Below are 13,633 nucleotides of genomic sequence, written 5' to 3' on the forward strand. Positions count from 1 at the left end.
GCGGTATTTTACGGGGATAAAAAGTGTGATCTAGCGCTGATTAAGGCTTTGTTAATCTGCATCAATTAATTTGTCTTCTAAGGCGAGATTTCAATTAATGGTTGCAATCACTGCGAATTGCTTTAGTGTTATACCTATGTATAACACTAAAGCGCAATTGATAAGGCAAGCTTCATGACAGATTGGAACGAAACGCAGCCTATCTTTCGTCAACTAGCGGATCGAATTACAGAGCAAATCCTGCAAGGCATTTGGAACGAAGGAGAGGCATTACCTTCGGTTCGAGCCGTAGCAGGAGATTTGAAAATCAACCACATCACTGTGATGAAAGGTTATCAGCTACTGGTGGATGAAGGTCTCGTAGAAAAAAAACGCGGTCAGGGAATGTTCGTGGCACAAGGCGCACTGAGTCAGTTAAAAGCGTCGCAAAAACAGGATTTTATTCAGCAGCAGATCCCGTCAATCGCGGTGAAACTGCAGCAGCTAGACATTCCACTTCAAGAATTTATTGAGCAGTTAACACTGCACGTTGAGGGCAAACAATGAGCGTATTAATTGAAGCTCGGCAGGTAACCAAGCACTACTCAGGTCGAGCCAAAGAGCAAGGCGAAGCGATTAAAAACATTAGTTTTGAACTCAAAGCGGGACAAGTCCTCGGTTTGCTTGGTCACAATGGTGCAGGTAAATCGACCTTGATTAAAAGCCTGCTCGGTGCTCACGACTATCAGGGTGATATTCAAGTACTGGGGCTTGAGCCTATCTCACAGCGCGCCAAAGTGATGGAGCACCTGTCTTATATTTCAGATGTGAACGTGCTGCCTGACTGGATGACGGTAAGACAAATTCTTCGTTACACCGCCGGTGTTCACCCAAGTTTCGATGTGAACAAAGCGCGTGCTGTACTTGAGAAAACCGACATCAAGCTTAATAGCAAAATCAAATCGCTCTCAAAAGGCATGAAGGTACAGCTACATCTTGCGATTGTGATTTCGACTGACACCAAAGTATTGATTCTCGATGAGCCTACCCTCGGCTTGGATCTTGTTTACAGAGATACCTTTTATCGACATCTTCTTGAATGGTTTCATGATGGAGAGCGTGCCCTGATTATTGCCAGCCATGAGGTGTCTGAGATTGAACACCTGCTAACCGATGTGTTGATCCTTAAGCATGGTCAAGCAGTGTTGCAATCGTCAATGGAAAACATTGCCGAAGATTACGTGATCGTTGAAACCACCGATGAACAACGCGCACAAATGGAAGCATTGAAGCCGCTTTCTAGTGAGCGAGCTCTTGGCAGTACGCGTTGGCTGATTCGTTCTGAACAAGCGCAACAACTCGATAGCGTAGACAAAATTTACAATGTAAAACTGGCAGATCTGTTCTTAGCTCTACAGAAGGAGGCTGCGTAATGAATCCTTATTTTTATATGCTAGAGAAAGAGTGGCTAGAACATAAAGTGATCACACGTATTCCTTTAGTGCTGCTCGTGTGTGGTGTGCTGCTGCTACTCTCGATCTTGATGAATTCGACCATTCAAAGCAATGTCACTTACGAGCTAACGTATGATGTGAATGGCTTCGAATCTGGTTATGAATTAGGTAAGCAGTTAAGTGGCTTGGCGTTTGGCTTCACTGGCTTTTTGTCGATGTTATTGACCAGCCTTTATTTCCCGAAGACATTACGTAAAGAGCGCCAAGAGGGCAGTGTGATGTTTTGGCGTAGCATGCCTGTCTCTGACATGACGACACATTTAGTGAAGCTTGGTTTTGGTTTGCTGGTGACACCTATCATTTGTTCAATGTTGGTTGTGTCTGCTGACTTCCTAATGTGGGTGATTAATCTTGTCATGTCGGAGAAATTCCCACTGTTCTTCACTGGTGAGTCAATCTTTTACGTCTTTACCCATTGGTTTGAGTTTATTGGTCGCATGTGGTTAGTGGGCTTGGCGCTACTGCCGCTCGCAACTTTGGCTATGGCCATTTCTCAGAAGGTTAATTCGCCTCTGTTAGTCATGGTGATTGGTTTTTACGTGATTAAACTGCTCTCGACAAACCTGCTAGGGACGTACGCTGTGAGCCATTTCTTACAGGCTGTAACGACCTTGCCATTTGATCTTCTTATTGAGGGCAATCCACTTGTTGCCTTTGCTAATGTTGGCACTGTTAACTTGGTTGTCTACTTTGCATTGGGCGCGTTGGGCTTGCTGGCAAGCTTAAGATTAAGTCGCTCTGTCGACTAGAACGCTTTGATGGTTTGAAAATAACAAAGGCGCTAACGGTTGGTTAGCGCCTTTTTTGTTTGCGGTGGATTGCTATTAGTCTCCGAGCGGCTGACGGTCTAAGCCACCTCGATATGAGTCTAATGCCAACTTAAGCCGTCTTAGTTTGTCTCTTGAACGTCGCTTATGGTTGACGGCAAGCGCCATCGAAAGGACATCAACCAAGGCTAACATTGCGTAACGAGACGCAGAAGGTTTGTAGATAAAATCGGTCTCTTGGTGCTCAATCGGCAGTGTGAGATCGGCAATGTCAGAGAGCGGCGTTGAGCTCGGTGTGATGGCGATGATCTTTACCCCGTATTGCTTTGCCAGCTCTGCAGTTTCGATGATGGTCGGCGTGTATCCCGTTGCGGATAACATCACCAATACGTCATTACTGTCTGCGGTAGAAGCAATCATACGTGCAAGCAAACCGTCGTTATAAGCAACCACAGGGTAGCCTAAACGGAATAGGCGATGCTGCATCTCTTGCGAGGCAATGGTTGAGCCTCCACCCATACCGATAGAGATGACTTGTCTTGCATTGTGTAGCCAACCCACAGCAGTATCGATATCGGCTTCGTTGATCAAATTGCGGTTGATATCTAACGACTGCTTGATGGATTCGTAGATGCCCTGATAACCACTTTGATCTGGCGGCTCAAGAATAAAACGTTGACCAACTGTTAGGGTTTGCGCCAGCTTGATTTTCATATCACGAACGTTTTTACAGCCAACGGCTTTAGCAAAGCGAGTGATCGTAGCCTCACTGACTTCAGCGCTTTCAGCAAGTTCAGTGATACTCGCATTCGCTGCAGTCTGAATATCGTCCATGATCAGTTTGGCGACTTTCTTCTCGGCGTCGCGCAGAGCGCTAAAACGCTCAGTGATTTGCGAAATAATATCGACGTCTAAACTCAAGATGTTTTCCTATTCTAGCAATGGAGACCAATGGGGTGGCCTCCATATCAATGCGTTGCAGTATACCTGATTCATTCAAGCGTAAAAGTTCAGCGGTTTAGAAACGTGTTTCTACCCAGTGAGTCACATTGTATTCATCGTCGCACACGGCGATGGCACGCCATTTATCGAAAGTCAGGCAAGGGTGTGAGGTTGAGAAAGCGACAACGTCGCCAACATCGAGTGGGCAATCAGGATCTATCTCCATAAACGCATGTTGATCCATCACTGCAGTGGTGACTGCATTAGAGACGGAAATGGCTTCCCCGTCGCGGTATGCACGCTCTGGGATGGGTAAACCGGCATCAAAAGCGACGTCTCTTTTTCCTAGGCCAACCACGAGTTTACCCGGCTCAGGTTTTGAGATGACGTGTGCCCACACTTCAAGAGAGGACTGTAAATCACCACCTAAATCACACGCTGCCCCTTGGTTTTTCTCTGCTCTCGCCATGACTTTGTTTTGAGCGTCTAGATAGATCCCCGTGTCATGGATGGCGTAGCAACCTGGGCGAATAATGGCATCTAGATCGTCGAGGTTGGCAAAACACTCAGAAACTACGTCGTACCAAGCTGAACCTGCACCCGTCACAATTGGCTTACCTGAGATGAGTTGACCGCGAGCCAGTTTACGGCCAAGCGTTACGATCTGATTGAGAAAATCACGAATGGCTTGTTCTGCATTGTCACCATGGATGACCCCTTCGTAAGCTTCAATACCAGTCAATAACAGGTGAGATTGATCGGCAATGCGCTGAGCAAGCTCGGCAACTTGCTGCTCAGTTCGACAGCCGCAGCGTCCACCTTCAACACCGAATTCAATCAAGACATTGAGTTTGACGTCACGGCTCGCAAAGAACTGCCCAAGTGCTTCAACGTTACGCTGTGAATCAACGCAAACAAATACATCAACACTATGCTGCTCAATCAGATTGGCCACGATAGCCATATTGGCTTTGCCGACCAATTGATTAGCGATAATGATGTTACTTGCCCCTGCTAACGCCGCAACTTCAGCTTGAGCGGCTGTGGCGACAGTCATTCCCCATGCGCCTTGGTCAAGTTGCTGACGAAATAACGCGGGTGTCATGCTGGTTTTGCCATGCGGGCATAACTTGACGTTGTGGGTTGCGGCGAAGCGCTGCATCCAGTCGAGGTTATTGTTGATTCTAGATTGTTGAATAACGGCAGCGGGCAGACTGATTTCTTCGTTGATCAAGCTGTAGGTTTGCTGGCTATCACTCTGATATGGCTGAGACTTCTCACCCCACCCAGGGATGTTGATAGTATTATTATGATAGTTTGTATCACACTTTTTCTCGAATTCTTTCATCGCAAGTTCACTTCTAACATGATTTAAGTTGTTGATTACTAATGTTTGTTGCTATCTAGACTAATTTATATGTTAGAAACTATCAAACAAATTCGGTTTTTATGTGTGTTTTGTCACTGATTTAAATACGGGAATTATTAGTATGTACACATGCAAACGAGAGACGAAGAGAGTGAACCATGTTGTTCGATACCATAATCAAAAGTGTAGAAGTCTTTGACGGTACCGGCGCTCCAGCATATACCGCTGATGTCGCAATTCGTCACAATCGTGTAGAGCAAATTGGTGAATTATCTGAAGCGACGGCTAGCAAGGTGATTGATGGACAAGGCTTGGCACTCGCACCGGGTTTTATTGATGTTCACACTCACGATGATACCAATGTGATTCGTTATCCCGAGTGTCTTCCAAAGATCAGTCAAGGTGTGACGACTGTGATTGTCGGTAACTGTGGCATTAGTGCCAGCCCGACTACCTTAGCCGGTGACCCACCTGATCCAATGAACCTACTCGGTAAGCAAGAAGATTTTAAATACCCAACGTTCGCTAGCTACGCGCAAGCTGTGCAGCAAGCAAATCCTGCAGTCAATGTAGCGGCATTAGTCGGTCACACCACTTTGCGTAATAACGTGATGGATGACTTGCAACGCACCGCGACCGATGAAGAAATCGCTCAAATGCGCAGTACGCTTGACCAAGCGATGGCAGAAGGTGCGCTTGGTTTGAGCTCTGGTCTTGCCTATGCGAGCGCGAAACAAGCGACAGCGGACGAGGTCATGCGCTTAGCACAGGTGCTCGGTCAACACGGCGGCATTTATACCACCCACATGCGTACAGAATTTGAAGAGATCATCTCCGCAATGGAAGAAGCGTTTGAAACCGGTCAGTTCGCTAAAGTGCCTGTTGTTATCTCGCATCTTAAGTGTGCTGGTGCTGGCAATTGGGGACGAACAAAAGAAGTGCTTAATGTGATGGATGAAGCGGCGAAACACCAAGATGTGTCTTGTGACTGTTACCCGTACTCCGCAAGTTCATCAACACTCGACCTAAAACAAGTGACCGACGAGATCGATATCTTTATTACTTGGTCGGAAGCTGCTCCTGAACATGCAGGCAAAATGCTCAAAGACATTGCCGCAGAAATGAATCTGCCTTTAATGGAAGCGGCAAAAGCGATTCAACCCGCTGGCGCGGTTTACCACTGCATGGATGAAAACGACGTTAAACGCGTTTTGAAATACAAACTGACCATGGTGGGCTCCGACGGATTACCCAATGACCCGCATCCACATCCACGTTTGTGGGGCACTTTTCCGAAAGTGCTTGGGCACTACTGTCGTGAAGAGAAACTGTTTTCATTAGCAGAAGCCATTCACAAAATGACGGGCATGTCAGCCAAGCGATATAACTTAAAAGATCGCGGCGAAATAAAAGTCGGGGCTTACGCAGATTTAGTTTTATTTAACCCAAATACAATAAAAGATACCGCAACCTTTGAAAATCCTATTTCAATGGCAAAAGGTGTTGAATCTGTATTTGTTAATGGTGAGTTGTCTTATTTATCTGGCGATGTAACCAAAAATAGAAGTGGCGTATTTATTTATAGAAATGACGCCTAAAAATTAAAATTAATTTATTTATTATCAATTTAATAAAGTACTTATACTGGAGAATATTATGTCTATTAAGCGTTACGGTGTAGAAGGTGGAACAGGCACTGGTGGTCAACACCTTCCATTTGCACGAGCGACTGAAGCAGGCGGTTTCCTATACGTTTCTGGTCAAACACCAATGACCGACGGTGAAGTGGTAGAAGGTGGTATTGTTGACCAGTCTCGCCTAGCGATTCAAAACTGTGTCGATATCATGACTGAAGCAGGCTACACACTAGAAGATGTGGTTCATGTAAAGGTTGTTTTAACGGACTCTCGTTATTTCCAATCATTCAATAAGGTGTTCAATGAATTCTTTGGCGAGCACCCGCCAGCACGTATCTGCATGGTGTGTGATTTGGTCGTTGACGTGAAGGTAGAAGTCGACGTGACTTGCTACCGCGAAGATCGTCGATAGACTTCACAAATAATAATTAAGAGTGCCGGAATAATTTCGTTCCCTGTTAATATTGTTTCGGTGCTCTCATTCCTACAAATATAATTCTTAATTGCACAGCAATATAAATATTAATTAAATATAAGTAGATTTTATATTTAATTGTTGTCTTAAATAGACGAGATAATACAGCTGCAGGAATTATATTAATCTGAAAGATGGATTTTGACATTGAGAGGTGTCCAATGAATAGTACACTTTTTCTTACTGGCTTCGGCGCATATGTAGTATTTCTGATCTGGCTTGGATGGTTTGTTTCGCGCAACCAAAAGTCGGGGGAAGATTTTCTATTAGGTGGCCGTGGCTTACCTCTGTTTCTTGTATTAGGTACAACCGTCGCGACTATGGTCGGAACGGGCTCAAGTATGGGCGCGGTTGGTTTTGGTTATGCTAATGGCTGGGCTGGTGCGCTTTATGGCATTGGCGGTGCCATTGGTATCTTGCTTCTTGCGCTATGGTTTGCTCCGGTTCGTAAACTGAACTTTATGACCATGAGTGAAGAGCTTGCTTACTATGTGGGTGCAAATCGCATCGTTAAAAACGTGGTTGGCTTGCTTATCTTTATCGCTTCTATTGGCTGGTTAGGCGCGCATATTCTTGGCGGTGGTATGTACCTCGCGTGGATCGCTGATATCGACCTCAATTTAGCGAAAATCATCATTGCTGCGGCGTTTACTATCTATGTTGTGATCGGTGGTTACACTGCGGTTGTCTGGACGGATACGATTCAAGCAATCATTCTATTTGTTGGCTTCATTCTGATGGCGGTTCTATCGGTTCAACATATCGGTGGTATGGACAACCTATACGCAGCTATGGACCCAGCCGCAACGAGCTTCCTAGCGATTGAAAAACTAGGCATCATTCCGGCGGTATCTTTAGCGGTTGTGATTGGTGTTGGTGTACTTGCGACGCCTTCATTCCGCCAACGTATCTACTCTGGTAAGGATGTATCTACAATTCGCCGTTCGTTCATTGGCTCGGGCGTACTGTATCTATTCTTCTCAATCATCCCTGCAATCATTGGTATGGCGGCACATGCGATTGACCCAACACTAGATAACCCTAACTTCTCGTTCCCATACATTGCTGCAACCGTATTGCCAGTAGGTATTGGCATGATTGTTCTGATTGCGGGTCTGTCAGCAACCATGTCGAGTGCTAGCTCTGATGCGATTGCGGGTGTGTCGATTCTACTGCGTGATGTTTACGTTATGTTCACAGGTCGTGTGCCAAACAAAGAGTCCATGCTTAACTACTCTCGTCTAGCGCTAGTTGTGGTTATCGGCTTTGCTCTGCTATTTGCTCTGACTTCAAACGACATCATTGGCTACATCACTAAGATGATCTCTACCGTCATGTCAGGCATGTTCGTGTGCGGAATGCTAGGTCGCTTCTGGAAGCGTTACAACTGGCAAGGTGCTATCGCGACACTTGCTGGTGCTTCAGTGGCTTCATTCACTGTTATGCTCAACGCGGATTACACAGCCTTCTGGGGCAACCCAGTGATTCCATCTTGTCTGTTCGCACTGGCAGCGGGTGTCGTAGTGAGCCTATGTACTCCTGCAAACCAAGTCAGCCCTGAAATGGCAAGAGCAATCCTTGACGATGAGCGTGCTCTGATGGAAATGGAATTGTCTGACTCAGGCGTCCTAGAAGAAGACAAATCTTCACAGCGTCCTGCCACTCAAACTAGCTAGCTTTCTCCACAACTTTGGCTCTGCCTAGCAGAGCCACTGTTTTTTTACTTTTCAAGATTAAGGTGTGTTATGTCGGCATCTTCTAATTTTAACATTGCTTTTTTTGGCGAGTGCATGGTCGAAATCAGTGGGTCTCCACTGAATAAAAAATTCGGCGGTGACACACTCAATACGGCGCTTTACCTGTCTCGTTTAACTCAAGATCAAAATGTTTTTGTGCACTATGCGATGGGGCTTGGTCACGATGAATTGTCTCAGAGTATGTTGGAAAACTGGCATCATGAAGGCATTCAAACTGAGTTGGTCGAACGCATTGAGAACAAACTGCCCGGCCTATACATGGTTGAAACGGATGAGACTGGTGAGCGTCACTTCCACTATTGGCGCAGTGATGCCGCAGCCAAGTTTTACTTTAATAGCGAAAGCCAATCCAAACTTGAAGCTGCACTGGCCGATAAGGTCTTAGACGCGGTGTACCTAAGCGGTATCAGCCTTGCCATTCTAGACGACGATTCACGTCAACGCTTACTTGATGCCGTTTGTACCTTCTCACTTCAAGGTGGAAAGGTGATATTCGATAACAACTACCGCCCGCAACTTTGGTCAATCGAGCAAGCGCAGCATTGGTATGCAAAGCTTCTACCTTGCGTCGATATTGCTTTGATTACAGAAGATGATGACCACATCGTCTGGGGCAGTGAAGAGTCGGTGCAAGCGAGATGTCTGCGCCTTGGCTGCAAAGAAGTGGTGATTAAGCGTGGTTGCGAGCCTTGTAAAATCATCACCACTAGCGATCAAGGCATAGAAGAGCGTTATGTTGCGGCAAGTAAAGTGAACAAGGTCGTCGACACGTGCGCCGCAGGGGATTCGTTCGCCGCAGGTTATCTTGCTGCTCGCCTAACCGGAAAAAGTGCCAGTGCCTCAGCGCTATTAGGCCATCAATTAGCTTCAACCGTTATTCAATACTCAGGCGCGATTATTCCTGTCAGCGCGATGAGTGAACTTATTATTGGGTCACAAGACCAGAAATAGAATCGGAAACTATTATGTCTATACAAGCTACATCTCAAGAAATCATCAACAAGCTACAGCAGTTCAAAGTTGTACCTGTTATCCAAATCAACAAGGTTGAACATGCAGTCCCTCTAGCCAAAGTTCTGGTTGAAAATGGCCTACCCGTCGCTGAAGTGACCTTCCGTACTGAGGCGGCAGCAGACGCAATCCGTGCAATGCGCGAAGCGTATCCTGAAATGTGCATTGGCGCGGGAACAGTACTGACGTCAGAGCAAATTGATCTAGCGAAAGAAGCCGGAAGTGAATTCGTGGTTGCTCCTGGCCTTAATCCAAACACAGTTCGTCGCTGCCAAGAGATAGGCATGCCTGTTGTTCCTGGAGTCAATAACCCAAGCCAAGTCGAGCAAGCACTAGAGCTTGGCTTAACCTTCCTAAAATTCTTCCCTGCGGAAGCATCTGGCGGCATTAGCATGGTCAAGTCTCTACTTGCTCCATACGTTGATGTGTCATTCATGCCAACTGGTGGCATCGGTAAACACAATATCAATGACTATCTAGCGATTGACCGAGTGATTTGCTGTGGTGGTACTTGGATGGTGGCTCCAACACTGATTGAGAACGAACAATGGGATGAGATCGCGAAGCTTGTCCAAGAAGCGGTTGCGCATGTTGCGTAATTGAATCGAACATTAGTAAATTTGGGATGACACGGATGAACAAAGCAACGTTAGCACTACTTATTTCTGGCTTAATGGCGGGGCAAACAGCGATGGCAATGGCTCCTAATACTGATCTTAATCTTATGCCTTACCCTCAGGAAGTCGAACTGGGGAAAGGGCAAATTGCGCTCGACAAAGATTTTAGTATCTATGTAAAAGGTTATGACTCTGAGCGTGTGCAATTCAATGTAAAACGCACGATGGAAAGGCTTTATCGTCAAACCGGTTTACCTATGCTTCATTGGCAAGCCGAGTCCGAGAAAGATGCAACCTTGGTGATTGATATTAGCAAGGCACCAAAAAGCCAAGTACAAGACATCGAGAGTGATGAGTCTTACCAATTGGATGCTAAGAATGGCCAAATTGTTATCCGCTCTGAGCGTCCATATGGTGCGCTACATGGCTTAGAAACTTTCCTCCAGCTAGTGACAACAGATGCCAAAGGTTATCATGTGCCAGAAGTGTCGATTGAAGATGAGCCACGCTTTAAATGGCGTGGTGTTTCATACGATACGTCACGTCACTTTATTGAGTTCGACGTGATTTTACGTCAGCTTGATGCGATGGCATCGGCGAAGATGAACGTCTTCCACTGGCACATTTGGGATGACCAAGCGATTCGTATTCAGCTAGATAACTACACTAAACTCTGGTCTGAAACGGCAGACGGTGACTACTACACCAAAGACGAGATTCGTTATGTGGTGAACTACGCGCGTAATCTTGGCATTCGTGTTATTCCTGAAATCTCTTTACCAGGGCATGCTTCAGCGGTTGCTCATGCTTATCCAGAATTGATGTCTGGTGTCGGCGAGCAAGCTTACCCTCAGCAGCGTGGATGGGGCGTGTTTGAGCCGCTGATGGACCCAACCAACCCAGAACTGTACACCATGCTTGAAAGTGTCTTTGATGAGGTGGTGGAGCTGTTCCCTGATGAGTACTTCCACATTGGTGGCGACGAGCCGAACTACAAGCAGTGGAAAGAAAACCCGAACATTCAGAAGTTTATTGCTGACAATAACCTAGATGGTGAACGTGGCCTGCAATCTTATCTCAACACGAAAGTAGAAAAGATGCTTGAGCAGCGCGGCAAGAAAATGTCTGGTTGGGATGAGATCTGGCATAAAGATTTGCCGACTTCAATTGTTATCCAAAGTTGGCGTGGGCACGACAGTATTGGTCGTGCTGCAAAAGAAGGTTATCAAGGGGTGCTTTCAACGGGCTATTATCTAGACCAGCCGCAACCGACAAGCTACCACTACCGCAATGACCCAATGCCAATGGGTATTACCGTTGACGATAAACTGCATAGTGGTGAGCGATTCGCAACTTACGACTGGGTTAAACCGCGCAATAAGGGCGGCCCACGTAAAGGTAATCTGACTATCATCGAAGCAAAAGATGGTACGTACCGGGCGTTTACCGATTACAATGGCAAGTCTCGCCAAGAAGTTCATATTCTTGAATATGTTCCGGGCAAAATGTTCCGCGGTCATTTCGATAACTTTATGTCCTACACCGAGTTCAACTATGAGTTTGCTGGTGGCAAGCTTAAGCCAAGTAGTTATCAGCTTATCGGTAACGTTCGCTGGCCTGCGACAGGTGTGCTAGTGGCAGGAAGTTCAATCAAGGGTTCTGTCATTCCTCAGCCAAACGGCGGCTACCCTGCTGAACTAACCAAAGATGAACAGAAACTCATCTTGGGTGGTGAAATCACCATTTGGGGTGAAAACCTTGACTCAATGACCATCGAGCAGCGTTTATGGCCGCGTAGCTACGCGATTGCTGAGCGTTTGTGGTCTAGCCAAGAGCTTACCGATGAGCGCAGCATGTATCGTCGTATGAGTGTGATGGACACGTGGTCTGAAGTCTCCGTTGGTTTACGTCATCACGCTGACGCCAACATGATGCTTAAGCGCCTCGCAAATGGTGCGGATGTGATGCCTCTGCAAACACTCTCTAAGTACATTGAACCTGCACAGTATTACGCGCGTCACTGGGAGAAATGGATATCAACGCCGAACAAAGGCGATCTTTACAACCAATATGAACGCTTAAATCGCTTTGCTGATGCGCTACCGGTAGAAAGCTTGGCGGTATATCAGATGAATGATTTGGTTGAGGCGTTTGTGAAGGGTGATAAAGCCGCTCTGGATACACTGCAGGGACATTATCAAGCGGTGAAATTTGCAGCAACTCAGGCTAAGCCTATTCTTGCAGCGAACGTCGCGTCAGTTGATACGGTTGCAGTGGCAGAGGCAAGTGTGCGAGTAGCAGACTTAGCCTTAACGTTAATTGAAACGGCTAAGCAAGGTAACCAAGTTCGCGCAGCGGATGCGGCAGAGTATCAAGCATTGATTGATCAAAATGCCATCATCATTGATGAAACGATTGTCGCCATTGTTAAACCAACTGAGAGCTTACTTAAAACTCTGAGTAAATAATGGTTAAACCATTTGCCGCTAGCGCACGCTAGCGGCAAACTCCTTTTTATTTGGAAGTATTACAATGCAAGTAAGCGGTCACTTACGGTTTTTCATCGGAACCTACACGGATTCCCCGAGTCAGAGCCAAGGCATTGCTCAAGTCAGCTTAAATCCACAGACTGGTGAACTGACTCTCCTCGACGATTTCTACCCTCTACGTAATCCTTCTTACCTCAAGCAAACCCGCCAAGCCCTATATAGTTTTTCAGAAGTTGCTCAGCAAGACGGCGCACAACTTGTCTGTATGCAAAGGGGCATCAATCACGCGCTGCCCATTTTAGGCGACTATCCTTGTCACTTAGACGTTTGTGAGAATAACCAATACCTAGCCGTTGCCAACTATGGCTCTGGTGATGTCAACGTGTTTGCTCTTGGTGATGATGGTGTACCAAGAGAGCTAGTGACGACGCTGTTTGAAGAGGGTAAAGGCCCCAATCTTGATAGACAAGCGTCCCCGCATGCGCACCAAGTCGTGTTTCAGCGCACGGAAAAAGCGTTGGTAAACGTGGATCTAGGCAGCGATGCCATCCGCTTCTATCACATTGAGCAAAACCAATTTCTCTTGCAACAAACGCTACCATTAACGCCAGGATCTGGGCCTCGCCATTTGGTGTTCAATGGCGCTGAAGATAAGGCTTATGTTGTGTGTGAGTTGAGTGAAACCTTGGTTGTGTTGACCAAGACAGACACTGGCTGGCAAGTGTCACAGCAGTCAGACTTAATCCCAAATGGGGAGAAAGGAGAAGCTGCGTCCGCGATTAAGTTGTCGCAAGACGAGAGGTTTATTTATGTGTCATGTCGACAGCAGAACGTGTTGAGCTGCTTTGATGTTTCGCAACCTACAGCGCAATGGCTTGGCTTAACCGATTGTGGCGGTGATTTTCCGCGTGATTTTACAATTAGCGCTTGTGGCGAGTGGGTCGTAGTCGCCAATCAGCATTCCAATAACCTTACTAGCTTTCGTCGTGATTTGCAGACGGGAGCATTAGTCGCAACAGGATACCAGTGCCAAGTTGGCGCACCTGTCTGCGTAATTGAACAAAATAACGATTGAG

Annotated in this window: 12 protein-coding genes; 10 read left to right on the forward strand and 2 right to left on the reverse strand. The window is 46.4% G+C overall.

Annotation, left to right across the window (positions count from 1 at the left end; all coding sequences use genetic code 11):
* The first annotated feature begins 174 nt into the window (after positions 1–174).
* The 3 genes from IX91_RS15555 to IX91_RS15565 are packed head-to-tail and all read left to right on the forward strand — an operon-like array spanning position 175 to position 2,242.
* Positions 175–546, forward strand: coding sequence for a GntR family transcriptional regulator (locus IX91_RS15555; protein WP_004746441.1), 372 nt, complete (start codon positions 175–177; stop codon positions 544–546).
* Positions 543–1,412, forward strand: coding sequence for an ABC transporter ATP-binding protein (locus tag IX91_RS15560; RefSeq protein WP_004746443.1), 870 nt, complete (start codon positions 543–545; stop codon positions 1,410–1,412). Before IX91_RS15555 ends, IX91_RS15560 begins: the two co-directional genes overlap by 4 nt.
* Entirely contained in the window at positions 1,412–2,242 is an 831-nt protein-coding gene (locus tag IX91_RS15565) for a hypothetical protein (RefSeq protein ID WP_004746444.1), read from the forward strand. The genes IX91_RS15560 and IX91_RS15565 overlap by 1 nt, the downstream gene beginning before the upstream one ends.
* A gap of 75 nt (positions 2,243–2,317) precedes the next feature.
* Here IX91_RS15565 and IX91_RS15570 read toward each other — a convergent pair whose 3' ends face one another.
* Together IX91_RS15570 and IX91_RS15575 are read right to left on the reverse strand one after the other, a co-directional pair.
* On the reverse strand, positions 2,318–3,181 hold the full coding sequence (locus tag IX91_RS15570) for a MurR/RpiR family transcriptional regulator (RefSeq protein WP_004746447.1): 864 nt from the start codon (positions 3,179–3,181) through the stop codon (positions 2,318–2,320).
* Positions 3,182–3,278: 97 nt separating this feature from the next.
* Positions 3,279–4,550 carry an amino acid deaminase gene (locus tag IX91_RS15575; RefSeq protein WP_004746448.1) on the reverse strand — a complete coding sequence of 424 codons (1,272 nt, stop codon included), beginning with the start codon at positions 4,548–4,550 and terminating at the stop codon, positions 3,279–3,281.
* 179 nt (positions 4,551–4,729) lie between these two features.
* Between IX91_RS15575 and IX91_RS15580 the strand changes: the two genes are divergently transcribed.
* From IX91_RS15580 to IX91_RS15610, 7 genes are all read left to right on the forward strand, one after another.
* A complete protein-coding gene (locus tag IX91_RS15580) occupies positions 4,730–6,169 on the forward strand; it encodes an N-acyl-D-amino-acid deacylase family protein (RefSeq protein WP_004746450.1) in 1,440 nt (479 codons plus the stop codon).
* 58 nt (positions 6,170–6,227) lie between these two features.
* Complete coding sequence (locus tag IX91_RS15585; protein WP_004746453.1) at positions 6,228–6,620, forward strand: RidA family protein; 393 nt, start codon at positions 6,228–6,230, stop codon at positions 6,618–6,620.
* 224 nt (positions 6,621–6,844) lie between these two features.
* Positions 6,845–8,359 (forward strand): sodium:solute symporter family protein, encoded by a 1,515-nt coding sequence (locus IX91_RS15590; RefSeq protein WP_004746455.1) that lies wholly within the window; start codon positions 6,845–6,847, stop codon positions 8,357–8,359.
* Between the two features lie 69 nt (positions 8,360–8,428).
* The gene (locus IX91_RS15595) at positions 8,429–9,391 is read left to right on the forward strand and encodes a sugar kinase (protein ID WP_004746457.1); all 963 of its coding nucleotides are present in this window, start codon (positions 8,429–8,431) and stop codon (positions 9,389–9,391) included.
* Positions 9,392–9,405: 14 nt separating this feature from the next.
* Positions 9,406–10,050 carry a bifunctional 4-hydroxy-2-oxoglutarate aldolase/2-dehydro-3-deoxy-phosphogluconate aldolase gene (locus tag IX91_RS15600; RefSeq protein WP_004746459.1) on the forward strand — a complete coding sequence of 215 codons (645 nt, stop codon included), beginning with the start codon at positions 9,406–9,408 and terminating at the stop codon, positions 10,048–10,050.
* 35 nt (positions 10,051–10,085) lie between these two features.
* Positions 10,086–12,536 carry a beta-N-acetylhexosaminidase gene (locus IX91_RS15605; RefSeq protein ID WP_004746460.1) on the forward strand — a complete coding sequence of 817 codons (2,451 nt, stop codon included), beginning with the start codon at positions 10,086–10,088 and terminating at the stop codon, positions 12,534–12,536.
* A 64-nt stretch (positions 12,537–12,600) separates the two neighbouring features.
* Complete coding sequence (locus IX91_RS15610; RefSeq protein WP_004746462.1) at positions 12,601–13,632, forward strand: lactonase family protein; 1,032 nt, start codon at positions 12,601–12,603, stop codon at positions 13,630–13,632.
* The last annotated feature ends 1 nt before the right edge of the window (position 13,633 follow it).

The sequence above is a fragment of the Vibrio tubiashii ATCC 19109 genome (assembly GCF_000772105.1).
In the GTDB taxonomy this organism is placed as follows: domain Bacteria; phylum Pseudomonadota; class Gammaproteobacteria; order Enterobacterales; family Vibrionaceae; genus Vibrio; species Vibrio tubiashii.